Raw genomic sequence first — 16,004 nt, forward strand, 5'->3', positions numbered from 1 at the left:
CCCCATGGGGGACGTGAGCAACGAGGATCCGGCAGCGCACCGACCGGCCGAGCCCGGGCCGCGTGCGATCGGGCGGCGTACGACCGGCGAGTCCATCGAGCGGGGCGGCGGGCGTCTGGGCGTGGCCGACCTGTTGGCCAAGGTCGGCGCGGCGACCAGGGGCCCGGTGACCGGGGACCGGGTGACCGAGGGCCCGGCGACCGAGGGCCGGGTGACAGAGGGCACGGCGGCCACCGATCCGGTGGATTCCGCCGCCACCGCACCGGGCTCCCCACCCGCCCCTCCCCGCGACGCGGAAGCCCTCGCCCACGCCATCGCCTCCATCGCCGCCCGCTTCCTGCCGGGCGTACCCATGGGGCCCGACACGGACTTCTTCGACGCGGGCGGCACGTCCGTCGACGCGGTGGAGCTCGTCGCCGCGCTCGCCCGCGAGGTGGATCTGGACGTCACCCTGGACGACGTGTTCGCCGACGCCAGGCCGCGCAGGCTCGCCGAGCGGACCCTCCCGTACGCTCCGGAAGCGGGCTCCGGCTTCCTGCCGGTGCTCGCCACCCGGGCAGCGGATCCCGCGCGATCCGGCGCTCCCGACGAAGACCTCGACCTCGTCCTCGCCGACCTCGCCCGCGCCGACGCCCTGCCCTGGGCACGCCGCCCCGAGCCCGCCGCGCCGCGCCGGATCCTGCTGACCGGAGCGACCGGTTTCCTCGGCGGGCACATGCTGCTCGACCTGCTGCGGCACAGCGACGCGCACGTGGTGTGCCTGGTGCGCGCGGCCGACGAGGAGGCGGGGCTGAAGCGGCTCGGCGCCGCGCTGACCGGGTTCGCGCTGCCGTGGTCCGCGGAGATCCGCAGGCGCGTGACCGTCCTGCCGGGCGATCTGCGCAAGCCGCGGCTCGGGCTGACGGACGATCAGTGGGGCGCGCTGGCCGACGAGGTGGACTCCGTCGTCGGGGTGGGCGCCGCCGTGGACTTCCTGCGCGGCTACGCGTCGCTGCGGCAGAGCAATGTGGCGGGACCGCTCACCCTCGCCGAACTGGCCGCGACGGGACGGCCCAAGCCCCTGCACCACATCTCCTCGATCGCGGTCTTCAACGAGGTCGGCATCGAGTCGATGGGCGAGGACGACCCCGTCGCGCACATCGACGCCCTTGCCGCCGGGTACGACAAGTCGAAGTGGGCCGCCGAGGCCGCGCTGCGCAGGGCCCGCGAACACGGACTCGTGGTCACCCTGCTGCGCCCCGGCGGCATCGGCGGGCACACCAGGACCGGCGCCAACAACCCGCAGGACCTCAGCAGCGGCATGATGTCGGCGTTCAGCCGCTTCCGTACGGTGCCGGGCTTCCGCTACATCAACGCGGCCCCGGTGGACTGGGTGAGCCGGATCGCGGTGGCCGTGGTGTGCGAGCCGAGCGCCTGGGGCTACAACTACAACCTGACGGGCGTGCCGAGCGACCTGTCGGACGTGGTGCGCGACATGAAGTTCGCCGGCATGAACGTCCGCGTCCAGGACTGGGACGAGTGGCGGCAGGACGTCGTACGCCGCCTGAAGGACGATCCCGTGCCCGAACTCGACTTCCTCGCACGGGTGTTGGCGAGCCCGACCGCGAGGAAGCTCTGCGAGGCGACCCTGACGGGTCCCGCGGTGACCGGCGAGCGCACCGAGGCGTTCATCGCCGAGTGGAAGCTGCCGCCCGCCGCGCGGTACGGCATGCGGGAGCAGACCGAGGCGTTCGAGCGGCTCGCGCGGGACGGCCTGGCCCGGCTGCCCGACCGGTCCGACCCGCCCTACCTGTGGTTCCCCGAGACGATGGAGGGGGCGCTCGGACCGGTCGGCGGGAGCGCCGACAGCAGGTGCACCCTGGCGCTCACCCTGTCGATCGCGAGCATGTACCAACTGGTGCGCGAGCGCCGCGTGGACGTCAGGGGCGAGCTCTCCTGCCCGCTGCTGCACCCGGCGCCCCTCGTGGTGGAGCACGGCGACGTGTGGGTCCGCCCCGAGGAGGGCATCCCGCTGGAGCACGGCATGCGCCACCCGCTGCTGCGCTACCGGCTGCGCCTGCGCGACGCCGACGGGCGCGAATGGTGGCTGGAGGGACGGAAGTTCGCCAGGGCGCGGCGTGACCTGTGGCGCCAGACACGCGCGCTGAGCGTACGGCTCGGACGAGTCGACCAGCCCGCGACGCTGGCCGGTGAGGTCGTGGTGCCCTCCGACAGCTACGTGCGCGACCAGGTCGACGGCATCCGGGTCGACCCGCGCCTTTCGGGCCAGGAGAAGCGCGTCGCCAAACTGACCTGGCTCGCCTGGTTCGGCCTGGAGATCGGCCGCGGACTGCTCGGCCCGTTCGCCCGCGTCGGCGCCGACCTGCTCGACCTGCGCGGGACCACGACACCGACGGAGCGCACCCGATGACCACCCGACGCACCACCACCCGGCGACCCACCCCGAGGCGCACCGCCACCCTGCGGCCGCTGTACGCACGTCTCGACGGCGCCACCGTCGAGGAGATCCCCTTCCACGCGGGCGACGGCACCCGCATCGGCCTCACCCGCGTCAGCAGGGGCCATCAGGATCGCCCCGCGGTGCTCCTGCTGCACGGGCACACCGCCTCGTCCGACATGTTCGTGCAGCCCGAGACCCGCAACCTCGTCGAGGCGCTGCTCGACGAGGGGTACGAACCGTGGCTGCTCGACTGGCGGGGAAGCTGCCGCCTGCCGTACAACGAGACCGGCCGCCGGTACACGTACGACGACGTCGCCCTGTACGACATCCCCGCCGCCGTGTCGTACATCAGACAACGCCTCGACGGGCGGCCGCTGTTCGCGGTGGCGCACTGCATCGGCGCGCTCTCCCTGTCGATGAGCATGACCGCGGGCCTGGTGCCGGGCCTCGCGGGCGTCGTCGCGCAGGGCGTGTTCCTGACGCCCAAGCTCGCCGGGCGCACGTCGCTGAAGATGACCGTGGCCGGTGAGCTGTTCCGCTCCCGCTTCGACCACATCCCGGTGGACTTCCGCAAGGTCGGCTTCCGGTCGCGGTACACCGCGCTGTTCGCCCTCGCCTCCCGAGGTGCGGACTGCCCCGACCCCACCTGCCAGATCCTGTGCAACTCGGCCTGGGGCGTGGGCGCTTCGCTCTACGTGCACGACAACCTGTCGGACGCCACCCACGACCGCCTCGCCGAGCTGCTCGGCCCCGCGCCGCTGTGGATCCTGCCGCACCTGCGCCGCGTCAGCCTGGCCCGCAGCGTGGTGCGCTGGAACCAGGACGACCACCGCTACCGCGCGCTCCCGGAGAACGCCCTGGACGCGGCGGGCAGGATCGACTGCCCGGTGCTGCTGATCTCCGGCAGCGAGAACGGGATGTGGCTGGACTCGCAGAAGCTCTGCCACGAGGTACTCGCCTCCCGGCAGCCGCAGTTGGACGTGCGGTACGCGGAGATCCCCGGGTACGGCCACTTCGACGCCTTCGTCGGCAGGGGCGCCGCGCTCGACGTGTTCGGGCACATCCTGGAGTTCCTCGGCGAGCGGGTGTGAGGGTGCGCGGGAACCCCGGCGCCGCCGGGGCCGCCGGGGTTCCCGCGCACCCGGGTCCCGGCTCAGTCCACCGCGGGGACCGCGTCGGCCCGGTCCTCGGGACGGTCGCTCGCGCCGGGCCCGTGCTCCACGAAGTCCAGTACGGCGCGCACCACTTCGGGGTCGCCGAGGATCTTGCGGTGCCCGAGCCCCTGGGTGGTGACCAGCCGCGCCCGGTCGCCGAAGGCCGCGGCGATCGCCCGCCCCTGCCCGACCCCGATCCGGGCGTCGTCCTCGTCGTGCACCACGAGGACCGGTGCCGTGATGACCTCGGTGGCGTACCTGACGGAGAACGGCATGCGGTCGGCGGGCACGCCGGGGAAGAGGTCCTTGCCGATCCGGACGAGCAACTCGTCCTTCAGGGACGGGCGGAGCTTGAGCTCGGAGACGTACTCGTCGACCAGGTACTCGAAGTCGCAGACCCCGCTGATGGCCACGATCCGCTCCGCCTCCACGCCCTTGGTGAGCGCGTGGAACGAGCCGAGCGCGCCGAGGGAGTGCGCGATGAGGGCCTCGAACGTGCCGTACTGGTCGTGGAGTTCGGTGAGGATCTTCTGGTATTCGATGATGGTGGTGCTGCGGCCCGTGCCGTCGCCGTGTCCCGGCGCGTCGAAGGTGACGACGCTGTAGCCCCGGTCGAGCAGGCCGGAGATGAAGTCGCTGAAGCGCGAGCCGCGCGACTGCCAGCCGTGCACGAGCAGGACGGGGCGCTCCCCGGTGCCCCACCGGTAGGTCACCGCGGACTTGCCGTTGACGCGGACGCGCCCGAGGTGCGCCGCCTCGAACAGCTCGCGCTCCGACGAGCGCATCTTGCTGCGGGCCAGCGGCATGTGGAACAGGGCGTAGGCGCCGGTGCCCGCGAGCCGCCCCGAGACGCGGGAGACGGTGTTGAGGGTCGTACTCACAACTGCCGCGGTGGGGTCCATGTCCAGTACTCCTCGGTCGGCGGTAGCAGGAGCGTGGTATATTAGCACGATCGTCCGTGCTTTTAGATGTTGTTCCGTCCGAGGGGCCACGGGCCCCAGCGCTCATGAGGGGAACGCCATGCCGTCCACCATCTGGTTCGCGCCATGGACGTCGGGACCGGCGGCGGAGACCGCGCACGAGAAGAACGTGACCGGCGCGGCCGTCGTCAGCGTCACCGAGTTCACCCCGCACCGCCCCTGGACCGCCCTCGGCGTCAACATCGCCGGGGCGGCGCTGCGCAAGTCCTGGCCCGAGGTCACCGGTGCCGTCGGCCTCTGGCTGTGGGTGGACCCCGACGTCCGCCGCCCCCGGTCGGGTTCGGTCTCGGTGTGGCGCGAGGAGAAGGACCTGAAGGGTTTCGTGGCGCGCCACGACCATCTGCGCGTCATGCGCTCGTATCGTGACCGGGGCACGATGCGCTCGGCCCTGTGGGAGACCGCGCGCTTCGACGCGGAGGCGACACGGGCGGCGGTCCGCTCCTTCCTCTCCGGCCGCTCGCAGTGGCCGCGCGATCCCGCCGCAGGAGGTGGGCGCGCGTAGAGGCCCTCTTGCCACGGTTCGGGAACGGGTCCAGGATCGTCCCTCCCGCGGGCGCTCGCCGAGGCGTCGCACCGCACGGGAGAGCGCGAGATCAGTACCTGAACCAGGAGGTCCTGCCGTGGATTTCGGACTTGTGCTGCAGACCGACCCGCCCGCTTCCGCGGTCGTCGGACTCATGCGACGCGCGGAACGCAACGGCTTCCGCTACGGCTGGACGTTCGACTCCGCGGTGCTCTGGCAGGAGCCGTTCGTCATCTACAGCCGCATCCTCGAACACACCGAGCGGCTGATCGTGGGCCCCATGGTCACCAATCCCGGGACCAGGACCTGGGAAGTCACCGCGTCCACCTTCGCCACCCTCAACGACATGTACGGCAACCGCACCGTCTGCGGCATCGGGCGCGGCGACTCCGCGATGCGCGTGGCCGGGCGCAAGCCCAACACCCTGGCCCGGCTCGGCGAGGCCATCGACGTCATCCGCGACCTCGGCGAGGGGCGCTCGGCGGACGTCGGCGGGCAGACGCTGCGGCTGCCGTGGGTGCGCGAGGGGAAGCTGCCGGTGTGGATGGCGGCGTACGGACCCAAGGCGCTGGCGCTCGCCGGGCAGAAGGCCGACGGGTTCATCCTGCAGCTCGCCGACCCCTACCTCACCGAGTGGATGGTCAAGGCCGTGCGGGACGCGGCGGCCGAGGCGGGGCGCGATCCGGCCGCCGTGAAGATCTGTGTCGCCGCGCCCGCCTACGTCGGCGACGACCTCGCGCACGCCCGCGAGCAGTGCCGCTGGTTCGGCGGCATGGTCGGCAACCACGTCGCCGACCTCGTCGCCAAGTACGGCGAGCACTCCTCGATGGTGCCCGAGGCCCTCACCGAGTACATCAAGGCCCGCGAGGGCTACGACTACAGCCACCACGGACGGACGGGCAACCCCGACACCGCCTTCGTGCCCGACGAGATCGTCGACCGGTTCTGCCTGGTCGGACCCGTCGAGGCGCACATCGAACGGCTGCGGGAGCTGCGGGACCTGGGGGTCGACCAGTTCGCGCTGTACGCCATGCACGACGCGCGGGAGGGCGTCATCGACGCGTACGGCACGCACGTCGTCCCCGCGTTCGCCTGACCGGTGCCGGTCAGGAGTGCGGACGCAGGGCCGTCACCAGCCACACCGCGGCCTTCATCCGCACGCCCGCCGGGGTCGCGTGGGGGAGCAGCGCGTCCTCCAGGGCGGTGCGCGTGGCGGGGGTGACGGTGCGGCCCGGGGTGCGGGACAGGAGGAAGTCGACCGCGTCGGCGGGGGTCCGGCCCCAGTGGGTCTCGACGGGCAGCGGGGTCACGGTCACGTCGTCGTAGGAGGCCAGGGACGCGCGGATGTGGTCGGGGTCGGAGAGGGAGGCCATGGCGGTGTGGGCGGCGGAGGTGTCGGTGCTGTGGCCTGCGCTCGTGCGGCCCCCTTGCTTTCCCCCTTGCTCTCCCCCTCCCTCCTCCCCTTCGCCGAGCAGCTTCGAGAGGAGGCCGAGCGTCCGGGACTCCTCGGCGCCGGAACCCGCGGGCTGCGGACAGACGAAGACGAGGCGGCCGCCGGGGATCAACCCGCGGGCGATGTTGTCGAAGGCGGCGGCGTGATCGGCGAAGAACATCACGCCGCCCCGGCTGATCGCCACGTCGTACCCGGCGACGGGAAAGGGGTGCGTCTGCGCGTCGGCGCGTTCGAACGCGACGTTCCTGACGCGCTCGGCCTTCGCCCTGGACCTGGCGCGCTCCAGGAGCGGCGCCGAGATGTCGACGCCGACCGCGTGACCGAGCCCGGCGAGCCGGGCGGCCATGCGCGTGACCGTGCCCGCGCCGCAGCCGATGTCCAGGACGCGGTCGCCGTTGCGGATGGCCGCGGCCTCGAAGAGGTGGTCGTTGAGGGCGGAGGTCATCGCGTCGTAGCGGTCCTGCTGTTCGGCCCAGTGGTGGCCGAGCGGACCGTTCCAGATCTCTTCCTGACGGGCGTTGGCGCCGGTGCTGGTGGTGCTGGGGCCAGTGCTGGTCTTCATGGTGTCTCCCTCGGTCGTCCGGGTACCGATGCTCGCCGTGCCGCACGTCCCCGGTCGTCGTACGGGGGAAGGGAGTTGGATCTACCTCACCGGGGCCCCGCGGCGCCGGGACTACTCCCCTGGGAGTAGCGGGCGAGCGGTCCGTGCGGGGGACGCCGTTGTCGGTGGCGGAGGCTAGGGTGCGGAGCATGAGGGGGGTCGGGGCGCGGGACGCCCACGGGACGGGAAGCGCCCACGAGATGCCCGCGTGGCAGAAGCGGTCCGCCGACGCGGCGTTCGCGGTCGTCGTGACCGCGATCGTGCTGCTCGCCTCGGCGTACGCGGGCGGGGTGGACGCGGTCGACTACGCCCTGATGGCGGTCGGCTCCCTCGCGCTCGTCGCCCACCGGGCCCTGCCGCGTACGGTGCTCGCCGTCACCACGGCCTGCCTCACCGCCCTGGTGCTGCACGCCGAGCCCACCACGACGGCCGCCTTCCCGGTGCTCGGCGCCGTGCACGCGGCCGCCCACCGGGGGCATCGCGGCGTGGGCCTCGGCGCGAGCGCGGTGTTCCTCACGGGGTTCTACGCGGCCGCCCCGGGGGACCCCGGCATCGTCGAGCGGACGCTGCTGCTCGCCGGGTGGTTCGTGTGCGCACTGGCCACGGGCATCGCGGGCAAGACCTGGCAGGCGTATCTGCGCCAGACCGAGGAGCGCGCCCTGGAGGCCGAGCGGACCCGCGAGGAGGCGGCGCTGCGCAGGGCGGGCGAGGAGCGTCTGCGGATCGCGCGCGAGCTGCACGACTCGCTCACGCACAGCATCTCGATCATCAAGCTGCAGGCGGGCGTCGCCGTGCACCTGGCGCGCAAGCGCGGCGAGGAGATACCGCCCGCGCTGCTCGCCATCGAGGAGGCGAGCGGCGAGGCGATGCGTGAACTGCGCTCGACGCTGGAGGTGTTGCGCACCGACGAGCCCACCGGAAGCCCCGCGCTGCTCGTGGAGCGGGCCCGTTCGGCGGGGCTCGCGGTCGAGCTGACGGTGACAGGGCGCGAGCGGCCCCTCTCGCCCGAGGTGGACAGGGCCGCCTACCGCATCGTGCAGGAGTGCCTGACCAACGCGGCGCGCCATGCGGGAGGTTCCGCGTCGGTGCGGGTGCGCCTCGGCTACGGGGAAAGGGAGTTGGTTATACGCGTGGTGGACGACGGGGCCGGTGACGCGGCGCGTCCGCCGGTGGAGGGCACCGGCCTGACGGGGATGCGTGAGCGGGTCGCGGCGCTGGGCGGCGTGCTGCGGGTGGGGCCGCGCGCGGAGGGCGGGTTCGCGGTGCGGGCCGAACTGCCGCTCGACGCGGTGCCGCACGCGCGAGGGCAAGAGGCCGAAGGGGGCGGCGCGCTGCTGGAAGCGCGGCGCCTCAAGGGGGCGGCGCAGTGATCCGTGTCGTGCTCGTCGACGACCAGGCGCTCATGCGCGCCGGGTTCAGGGCCCTGCTCGACGCCGAGGACGGCATCGAGGTGGTGGGGGAGGGAGCCGACGGCGCGGAAGGCGTCGCCGTCGTACGGGACACGGTGCCCGACGTCGCGCTCATCGACGTGCAGATGCCCGTGATGACCGGCATCGAGGCGACCCGCAGGATCGTCGCCGAGCCGCGCCTGGCCGCCGTGCGCGTGGTGATCCTCACCAACTACGGCCACGACGAGTACGTCTTCGACGCGCTGCGCGCCGGGGCCAGCGGGTTCCTGCTCAAGGACACCGAGCCCGCCGATCTGCTGCACGGCATCGACGTCGTCGCGCGCGGCGAGGCGTTGCTCTCGCCGTCGGTGACGCGCAGCCTGATCGGCGAGTTCGTGTCCCGGCCCCCCGACCGGACCAGCGCGCCGGGACTCGAGACCCTCACCCGCCGCGAGCGCGAGGTGACCGCGCTGGTCGCCCGCGGGCTGACGAACGAGGAGATCGCCGCGCACATGGTCATCAGCCCGTTCACGGCGAAGACGCACGTGAGCCGTGCGATGACCAAGCTCGGCGCGCGCGACCGGGCCCAACTGGTCGTGTTCGCCTACGAGTCGGGCCTGGTGGCGGCCCGGAGCGTCGATCTCTAGGCCGAATCGGCTCATAGGGGACGGGATGGAGGGGCGTGGCATGATCTGCGCGTGACCGTCATACCGAGACCACTCAGACAGGCCCTGGCGCTGTCGGCGACCGCGCTGCTCGTGGCCGGTTGCGGGCTCTCCGCGGAGCTGGACCGCGAGGCGAACCCGGAGCGCGAGCCGAGGACGGAGGCGACCCCTTCCGACGCGACCCCGTCCGAGGCGACCCCTTCCCAGCCGACCCGTTCCGCGCCGGGCGCGCCCGGCGACGTCGCGCTCGGCCCCGACGGTCGTTCCCCCGCCGACGCGCCGTCCGCCGGCACCCCGCGCTGCCCGGAGTCCGGCGTGACGATGTCGCCGGGCATGGTGAGCGCCACGATGGGCCTGCGCGCGATGTCGGTGACCGTGACCAACTGCGGCAAGGGCGTGCGGCGGATCAACGGCTACCCGGACATTCGCGTCCGCGGCGTGGACAAGCAATTGTTCCGCGTGAACGTGCTCAAGGGCACCGAGCCGGTCACCACCATGGACGACCCCGGGCCGCGCCGCGTCACGCTGAAGCCGGGCGAATCCGCGTACACCTCGCTGGTCTGGCGGTACTCGGCCGTCGACGCCGCCACCCTGGAGGGCAGCGGCGTCTACGTGGAGATCGGCACCGGCAAGGGCGCGGCCCGGCAGACCATCCAGCCGGACGGCGGCCTCGACATCGGTGAGACGGGCATGCTCGGCACGACCGCCTGGCAGCGCAGCCCGTCGGACGAAGAGCCTCGGAGCCGGGGCGCCCGGCCTACGGCACCCGCGCCGTCCACTCCGGCGAGCTGAACTTCGTCCTGGCCAGCTCGCGCGCCCGCGCCAGCTCCTCCTCGGTGACCCCGCCGTCCGTCAGGCCGTACCGCCCTCGGAAGGAGTCGATCATCCGCTCGATGACCGACTCGCGCGGCAGCCCGGTCTGGCGGCGCAGCGGGTCCACGCGCTTCTTGGCGCTCTTGGTCCCCTTGTCGGACAGCTTCTCCTTGCCGATGCGCAGGACCTCCAGCATCTTGTCCGCGTCGATGTCGTACGACATGGTCACGTGGTGCAGGACCGCGCCGGGGCCGCCGCCGGGCCCCACCATGCGCTTCTGCGCGGCACCCGCGATCTTCCCCGCGTCCGTCGCGATGTCGTTCAGCGGCTGGTACCACGCCTTGATGCCCATGTCGGCGAGGGCGCCGAGCACCCAGTCGTCGAGATAGGCGTAGCTGTCCTGGAACGACAGCCCCTGGACGAGGGCGTCGGGCACCGAGAGGGAGTACGTGATCGTGTTCCCCGGCTCCACGAACATCGCGCCGCCGCCGGAGATCCTGCGGACGACGTCGATGCCGTGGCGGGCCGCGCCCTCAGGGTCGACCTCGTTGGCGAGCGACTGGAAGCTGCCGATGATCACCGAAGGGGCGCCCCACTCCCACACGCGCAGCGTCGGCGGGCGCCTCCCCGCCGCGACCTCCTGGGTGAGCACCTCGTCCAGGGCCATGTGCAGGGTGGGCGCCTGCGGGCCCTCGTGGACGAGCTGCCAGTCGTAGTCGGTCCAGTCCGTGGCGTGCGCGAGGGCGCGGCGCACCGCGATGCCGATGCCCTCCGACGTCAGGCCGTACATCACGGTGCCCTCGGGCAGCGCGGTGTCGATGCGCGCGGCGAGGCCCGCGGTGTCCGTGTCGGCGGGGGCGCCGTCGAGGGCGCCGTTGATCGCGTCGAGCGCCTCGTCGGGTTCGAGGAAGAAGTCACCGGCCACGCGCGTGTGCCGCAACTCGCCGCCGTCGACGTCCAGATCCACTACGACGAGCTTGCCGCCGGGGACCTTGTACTCACCGTGCACCGTGCTTCCTCCATGCCCATGGGTCGGTCCGGCCTGTCGTGGCCGTTCCGAATTCTTCTTTACGTCAAGTGTGTCCGATTCGGCGCCGGTGATCTTCGGGCGGGCGCGTCACCACCGGCGCTAGCCTGCGGATCATGTTCACGACGCGTCCCACCCTTCAGGGCACCTTCGGCATGGTGTCGTCCACCCACTGGCTCGCCTCCCAGTCCGCGATGGCCGTCCTGGAGGACGGTGGCAACGCCTTCGACGCCGCCGTCGCCGCGGGGTTCGTGCTGCACGTGGTCGAGCCGCACCTCAACGGTCCCGCGGGCGAGGTGCCGATCGTCCTCGCGCCCGCGGACGGCGAGGTGCGCGTGCTCTGCGGCCAGGGGCCCGCGCCCGCCGGAGCCACCGTGGCGCACTACCGCTCCCTGGGGCTCGACCTGGTGCCGGGCACGGGACCCCTCGCCGCCGCGGTGCCCGGCGCCTTCGACGCGTGGCTGCTGCTCCTGCGCGACCACGGCACGAAGTCGCTGGCCGACGTGCTCACGTACGCCATCGGTTACGCGGCGGACGGGCACGCGCCCGTGGAGCGCGTCGTGGAGACCGTGGAGACGGTGCGGGAACTCTTCGAGCGGGAGTGGCCCACCTCCGCCGAGGTGTACCTGCCGGACGGTGAACCGCCGCGCACCGGCGAGCTGTTGCGCAACCCGGCGCTCGCGGCCACCTGGCGGCGGCTCATAGCCGAGGCGCGGGAGAAGGCGGCGGCCTCGGGGGGCGGCCGCGTAGCGGAGATCGACGCCGCGCGCGAGGTGTGGCGCACCGGCTTCATCGCCGAAGCGCTGGTGCGGCAGGCGGGGCGGCCCACCATGGACACCAGCGGCCGACGGCACACGGGCACGCTCACGGCCGACGACCTGCGCGACTGGTCCGCGCGGTACGAGGCCCCGGTCACCTACGACTGGAACGGCTGGACCCTGTGCAAGGCGGGCGCGTGGAGCCAGGGCCCCGCCCTCCTCCAGCAGTTCGCCCTGCTGCCCCGCGAGGTGGCCGAGCTGCCCGCGTACGGCTCCGCCGAGTACGTCCATCTCCTGGTCGAGGGCTGCAAGTTGGCGATGGCCGACCGGGAGGCCTGGTACGGGGACGCCGGGGGCGGCGCCGATGAGGTGCCCGTCGGTGAGCTGCTCTCGGGCGCGTACAACGCCCTGCGGCGGCGGCTCATCGGCGAGAAGGCGTCCTACGAGCTGCGCCCCGGCAGCCCCGGCGGGCGCGAGCCCCGGCTGTCGGCGCACGCGCGCGCGGTGGCTGCGGGGGAGCGGCCGCACGCCGACGCGGCGGGGGGCGTCGCGGCGGCGGGGGCGGGCGAGCCGACCGTGGCGGGCGACGGCGGGACCCGCGGCGACACCTGCCACCTCGACATCGTCGACCGCTGGGGCAACATGCTCTCGGCCACGCCCAGCGGCGGCTGGCTGCAGTCCAACCCCGTCGTCCCCGAGCTCGGCTTCCCGCTGGGGACCCGGTTGCAGATGGCGTGGCTCGAGGAAGGGCTGCCCAACTCGCTCACTCCGGGGCGGCGGCCCCGGACCACGCTCACCCCGTCCCTCGCGCTCAAGGACGGGGTGCCCGTGCTGGCCTTCGGCACGCCGGGCGGCGACCAGCAGGACCAGTGGCAGGTGCACTTCTTCCTGGGTGTGGCGCTGCGGGACGCCGTACGGGGCGGCCTGGACCTGCAAGGCGCGATCGACGCCCCCAACTGGCACACCGACGCCTTCCCCGGCTCCTTCCACCCGCGCGAGATGCGGGCGGGCAGCCTCACCGTCGAATCGCGGATGGACCCCGAGGTGGTGGCGGAGCTGCGGCGGCGGGGGCACGAGGTGACGGTGGGCGGGCCGTGGTCGGAGGGGCGGCTGTGCGCGGTGGCGCGCGACCCACGGACCGGTGTCCTCTCCGCGGGGGCCAATCCTCGCGGGATGCAGGGGTACGCCGTGGGGCGGTGAGAGAGTGGGCGGGCGGCGCGCGGCGGGCGGCGCGGGGCGGCACGGGAGGTTCACCGTGAGGTAAGGGGGCGTTCAGGTGGGGCGTACGGGATGTCAGTGGGGCGTGCTCTCATGGACGCATGATCGAAAAGTTTCTGGTGCACGGCGTGCACGGCGTTGAAGAGGCCCTCCGCAAGGCTGCCGCGGCCGAGGTTATGCCCCGGTTCCGGCAGCTCGCCGAGGGCGACGTGGTCGAGAAGTCCGGGCCGCACGACGTGGTGACCGTCGCCGACCGCCGCGCCGAGGAGCAGCTGACCGCCGACCTCCTCGCGCTGCTGCCGGGATCGGTCGTGGTCGGCGAGGAGGCGGTGCACGCGGACCCGTCGAGGTACGAGGCGATACGCGGCGCCGCTCCGGTGTGGATAGTCGACCCGGTCGACGGGACGCGCCAGTTCGTGAACGGCGACCCCGGCTTCTGCATGCTCGTCGCCCTCGCGGTCGACGGCGAGGTCCAGGCTTCGTGGACGTACGCTCCGGCGCTCGACGAGTTCGCCGTCGCCATCCGGGGCAAGGGCGCCACGCTCGACGGGAAGCCGCTGGTGGCGGGCTCGCCCGCGCCGGGTGCCGACATCGAAGTGGCCACCTCGCACCCGGACTTCACCACCGACGACCAGAAGCGGGCGCTGAGCGGCCTGCGCACCGAGGGCGTGCGGCCGAGGCCGTGCGGCTCCGCGGGGCTCGAGTACCTCGCCATCGCCAAGGGCGAGTTGGACGCCGTCGCCTTCTCCTGGGAGCTGGCCTGGGACCACGCGGCGGGGCTGCTGCTCGTCGCCGAGGCCGGCGGCACCGACCTGACCCTGACGGGAGAGCCGTTCCGCATAGGCGGCGGGAACGCGCTGCCGTTCACCGCCGCACGCGACGCGGCGACGGCCCGCCGGGTGGTGGAGCTCCTCGGGGGTTCGGCCTGAGCGGCCTTGCGCGGTCGCTTGAACTCGCTGGTGGGCCCTGCCTGAATCCTTGCGGGCTCGGCACGTGTCCCGGCGGGCGAGGTCTGGATCCTGGCGGGTCCGGCCCGCGTCCGGATGGCCTCGACCGCGTCCCGGTGGGTCTGGTCCGGATCTCGGCGGGCCTCGGCCGTATTCCGGTGGGCCTGGTCCGAGCGTCCTGGTGGGCCTCGCCTGAGCCTCCTGGCGGGCGCGTCCGTACACGGGCGCTGTCTTACGGCACCGTGCCGAGGGCAGCCTGAACGAGAGCGGTTTCGCCCCGGGTTCCGGTGGGTCCGGTCCGGGTCTCGGCGGCCCCCGGCCGGATCCCGGTGGGCCTCGCCCGAGCTTCCCGGCGGGCACGCCCGTACACGGCTGCTGCCTGCGGCACCGTGCCGAGGGCAGCCTGTATCGGAGCGGCCTCGCCCCGGGGCCCGGTGGCTCCGGTCCGGATCTCGGCGGGTCCGGCCCGAGCCCCCCGGTGGGCCTCGCCCGAGTCTCCCGGCGGGTGCGCCCGCGCACCGCTGTCGGCCCGCCGCACCGCGCCGACGGCGGCGAAGGCGTCCCGGCCTATCCTGGGCGGCAGTGGCCATCGGCTGACGAAGGAGTCCGAAGGTGCCGTCGATGCTTGATGCCGTCGTCGTGGGGGCGGGACCGAACGGGCTCACCGCTGCCGTCGAGCTGGCCCGCCGAGGCTTCTCCGTGGCCGTCTTCGAGGCCAGGGACACGGTGGGCGGCGGGGCGCGCACCGAAGAGCTGACGCTGCCCGGATTCCGGCACGACCCCTGCTCCGCCGCCCACCCCCTCGGCATCAACTCCCCTGCGTTCCGCGCCATGCCGCTCGACCGGTACGGCCTGGAGTGGCTGCAGCCCCCGCTGCCGATGGCGCACCCCTTTCTCGACGGGACCGCCGCCGTGCTGTCCCGCTCCGTCGCCGAGACCGCCGCCTCGTTCGGGCCGCGCGACGCGGGAGCGTACCGACGCCTGGTGGAGCCCTTCCTCGGCCCGTGGGACGACCTCCTGCGGGACTTCATGTCGCTGCCGCTGACCTCCCTGCCACGGGACCCCGTCACGCTCGCCCGGTTCGGGCTCGTGGGACTGCCGCCCTCGACCTGGCTGATGCGGCGCTTCCGCGACGACCGCGCCCGCGCGCTCTTCGCCGGTCTGGTCGCCCATGTCATCGCGCCCCTCGACGGCATCATCACCGGCGGCGTCGGCCTGGTCTTCGCCCTTGCCGCGCACGCCCGGGGCTGGCCCGTCGCGCGCGGCGGCTCCCAGTCCATCTCCGACGCGCTCACCGCGTACCTGAAGGACCTCGGCGGCACCGTCCACACGGACTACGAGGTCAAGCGCCTGGACGACCTGCCGCCCGCCCGCGCGTACGTCTTCGACACCTCACCCACCGCGCTCGCCAGGATCGCCGGGCTCGGCCGCGCCTACCAGGGATACCGGTACGGAGCCAGCGCCTTCAAGATCGACTACGCGCTCGACGGGCCCGTGCCCTGGACCGCGCAGGAGCCGAGGACCGCGGGGACCGTCCAGGTCGGCGCGAGCAGCAAGGAGATCGGCGCCGCGCTACACGCCGCCTCGCGCGAGGGGCGCGCCCCCGACGCGCCGTTCCTGATCACGGTGCAGCCCAGCGTCGTCGACCCCGGCCGCGCCCCGGCGGGCAAGCACGTCTTCTGGGCGTACGGCCACGTCCCCAACGGCTGGGACGGTGACCTGACCGACGCGATCGAGCGGCAGCTGGAACGCTTCGCGCCCGGCTTCCGCGACCGCGTCCTGGCCCGCGCCACGGCGGGCCCGCCCGAGCTGGCCGCGCGCAACGCGAACTACGTGGGCGGCGACATCGCCTGCGGAGCCGCCAGCGGACTCCAGCTGCTGCTGCGGCCCAAGCTCTCCCTGTTCCCGTACAGCACCCCGCACCCCGCCGTCTTCATCTGCTCGTCGGCGACCCCGCCGGGCCCCGGGGTGCACGGGATGTCCGGGCACAACGCGGCGAAGGCGGTGTGGCGGCGGCTCAGGAGTGCATGAGCCCGT

At 73.5% G+C, this 16,004-nt stretch carries 13 protein-coding genes; 10 read left to right on the top strand and 3 right to left on the bottom strand.

The features are described 5' to 3' along the window. Window positions 1–4: 4 nt before the first annotated feature. On the top strand, window positions 5–2,410 hold the full coding sequence (locus KY5_RS34240) for a thioester reductase domain-containing protein (protein ID WP_098245835.1): 2,406 nt from the start codon (window positions 5–7) through the stop codon (window positions 2,408–2,410). Continuing rightward, window positions 2,407–3,531 (top strand): alpha/beta hydrolase, encoded by a 1,125-nt coding sequence (locus KY5_RS34245; protein ID WP_098245836.1) that lies wholly within the window; start codon window positions 2,407–2,409, stop codon window positions 3,529–3,531. The genes KY5_RS34240 and KY5_RS34245 overlap by 4 nt, the downstream gene beginning before the upstream one ends. A 62-nt stretch (window positions 3,532–3,593) precedes the next feature. Here the strand turns inward: KY5_RS34245 and KY5_RS34250 are convergent, their stop codons facing one another. After that, window positions 3,594–4,496: an alpha/beta fold hydrolase gene (locus tag KY5_RS34250; RefSeq protein WP_098245837.1), complete on the bottom strand. Its 903-nt coding sequence runs from the start codon at window positions 4,494–4,496 to the stop codon at window positions 3,594–3,596. Between the two features lie 118 nt (window positions 4,497–4,614). Between KY5_RS34250 and KY5_RS34255 the strand changes: the two genes are divergently transcribed. Together KY5_RS34255 and KY5_RS34260 are read left to right on the top strand one after the other, a co-directional pair. Next, window positions 4,615–5,076, top strand: coding sequence for a hypothetical protein (locus KY5_RS34255; RefSeq protein ID WP_098245838.1), 462 nt, complete (start codon window positions 4,615–4,617; stop codon window positions 5,074–5,076). A 118-nt stretch (window positions 5,077–5,194) separates the two neighbouring features. Further along, window positions 5,195–6,193 carry a TIGR03842 family LLM class F420-dependent oxidoreductase gene (locus KY5_RS34260; protein ID WP_098245839.1) on the top strand — a complete coding sequence of 333 codons (999 nt, stop codon included), beginning with the start codon at window positions 5,195–5,197 and terminating at the stop codon, window positions 6,191–6,193. A gap of 10 nt (window positions 6,194–6,203) precedes the next feature. On the opposite strand, the gene KY5_RS34265 is transcribed toward KY5_RS34260, so the two are convergent. Continuing rightward, on the bottom strand, window positions 6,204–7,112 hold the full coding sequence (locus KY5_RS34265) for a class I SAM-dependent methyltransferase (protein ID WP_098245840.1): 909 nt from the start codon (window positions 7,110–7,112) through the stop codon (window positions 6,204–6,206). Window positions 7,113–7,351: 239 nt separating this feature from the next. Between KY5_RS34265 and KY5_RS34270 the strand changes: the two genes are divergently transcribed. From KY5_RS34270 to KY5_RS34280, 3 genes are read left to right on the top strand one after another with little or no spacing between them, the layout of a single operon-like run. Beyond that, window positions 7,352–8,521: a sensor histidine kinase gene (locus KY5_RS34270; protein ID WP_098245841.1), complete on the top strand. Its 1,170-nt coding sequence runs from the start codon at window positions 7,352–7,354 to the stop codon at window positions 8,519–8,521. Beyond that, window positions 8,518–9,186 carry a response regulator gene (locus KY5_RS34275; RefSeq protein ID WP_098245842.1) on the top strand — a complete coding sequence of 223 codons (669 nt, stop codon included), beginning with the start codon at window positions 8,518–8,520 and terminating at the stop codon, window positions 9,184–9,186. Before KY5_RS34270 ends, KY5_RS34275 begins: the two co-directional genes overlap by 4 nt. 51 nt (window positions 9,187–9,237) lie before the next feature. Continuing rightward, window positions 9,238–9,996, top strand: a complete 759-nt coding sequence (locus tag KY5_RS34280) for a DUF4232 domain-containing protein (RefSeq protein WP_098245843.1) — start codon at window positions 9,238–9,240, stop codon at window positions 9,994–9,996. On the opposite strand, the gene KY5_RS34285 is transcribed toward KY5_RS34280, so the two are convergent. Beyond that, complete coding sequence (locus tag KY5_RS34285) at window positions 9,962–11,026, bottom strand: lipoate--protein ligase family protein (RefSeq protein ID WP_098245844.1); 1,065 nt, start codon at window positions 11,024–11,026, stop codon at window positions 9,962–9,964. The genes KY5_RS34280 and KY5_RS34285 overlap by 35 nt on opposite strands. Window positions 11,027–11,160: 134 nt before the next feature. Between KY5_RS34285 and KY5_RS34290 the strand changes: the two genes are divergently transcribed. The 3 genes from KY5_RS34290 to KY5_RS34300 all read left to right on the top strand — a co-directional run bounded on the left by KY5_RS34290 (window position 11,161) and on the right by KY5_RS34300 (window position 15,998). Continuing rightward, entirely contained in the window at window positions 11,161–13,002 is a 1,842-nt protein-coding gene (locus tag KY5_RS34290; protein WP_098245845.1) for a gamma-glutamyltransferase family protein, read from the top strand. A 119-nt stretch (window positions 13,003–13,121) separates the two neighbouring features. Then, a complete protein-coding gene (locus KY5_RS34295) occupies window positions 13,122–13,949 on the top strand; it encodes an inositol monophosphatase family protein (RefSeq protein WP_098245846.1) in 828 nt (275 codons plus the stop codon). Between the two features lie 639 nt (window positions 13,950–14,588). Then, window positions 14,589–15,998 (top strand): phytoene desaturase family protein, encoded by a 1,410-nt coding sequence (locus KY5_RS34300; protein ID WP_098247661.1) that lies wholly within the window; start codon window positions 14,589–14,591, stop codon window positions 15,996–15,998. Window positions 15,999–16,004 lie beyond the last annotated feature (6 nt).

The organism is Streptomyces formicae, assembly GCF_002556545.1.
GTDB lineage: Bacteria > Actinomycetota > Actinomycetes > Streptomycetales > Streptomycetaceae > Streptomyces > Streptomyces formicae_A.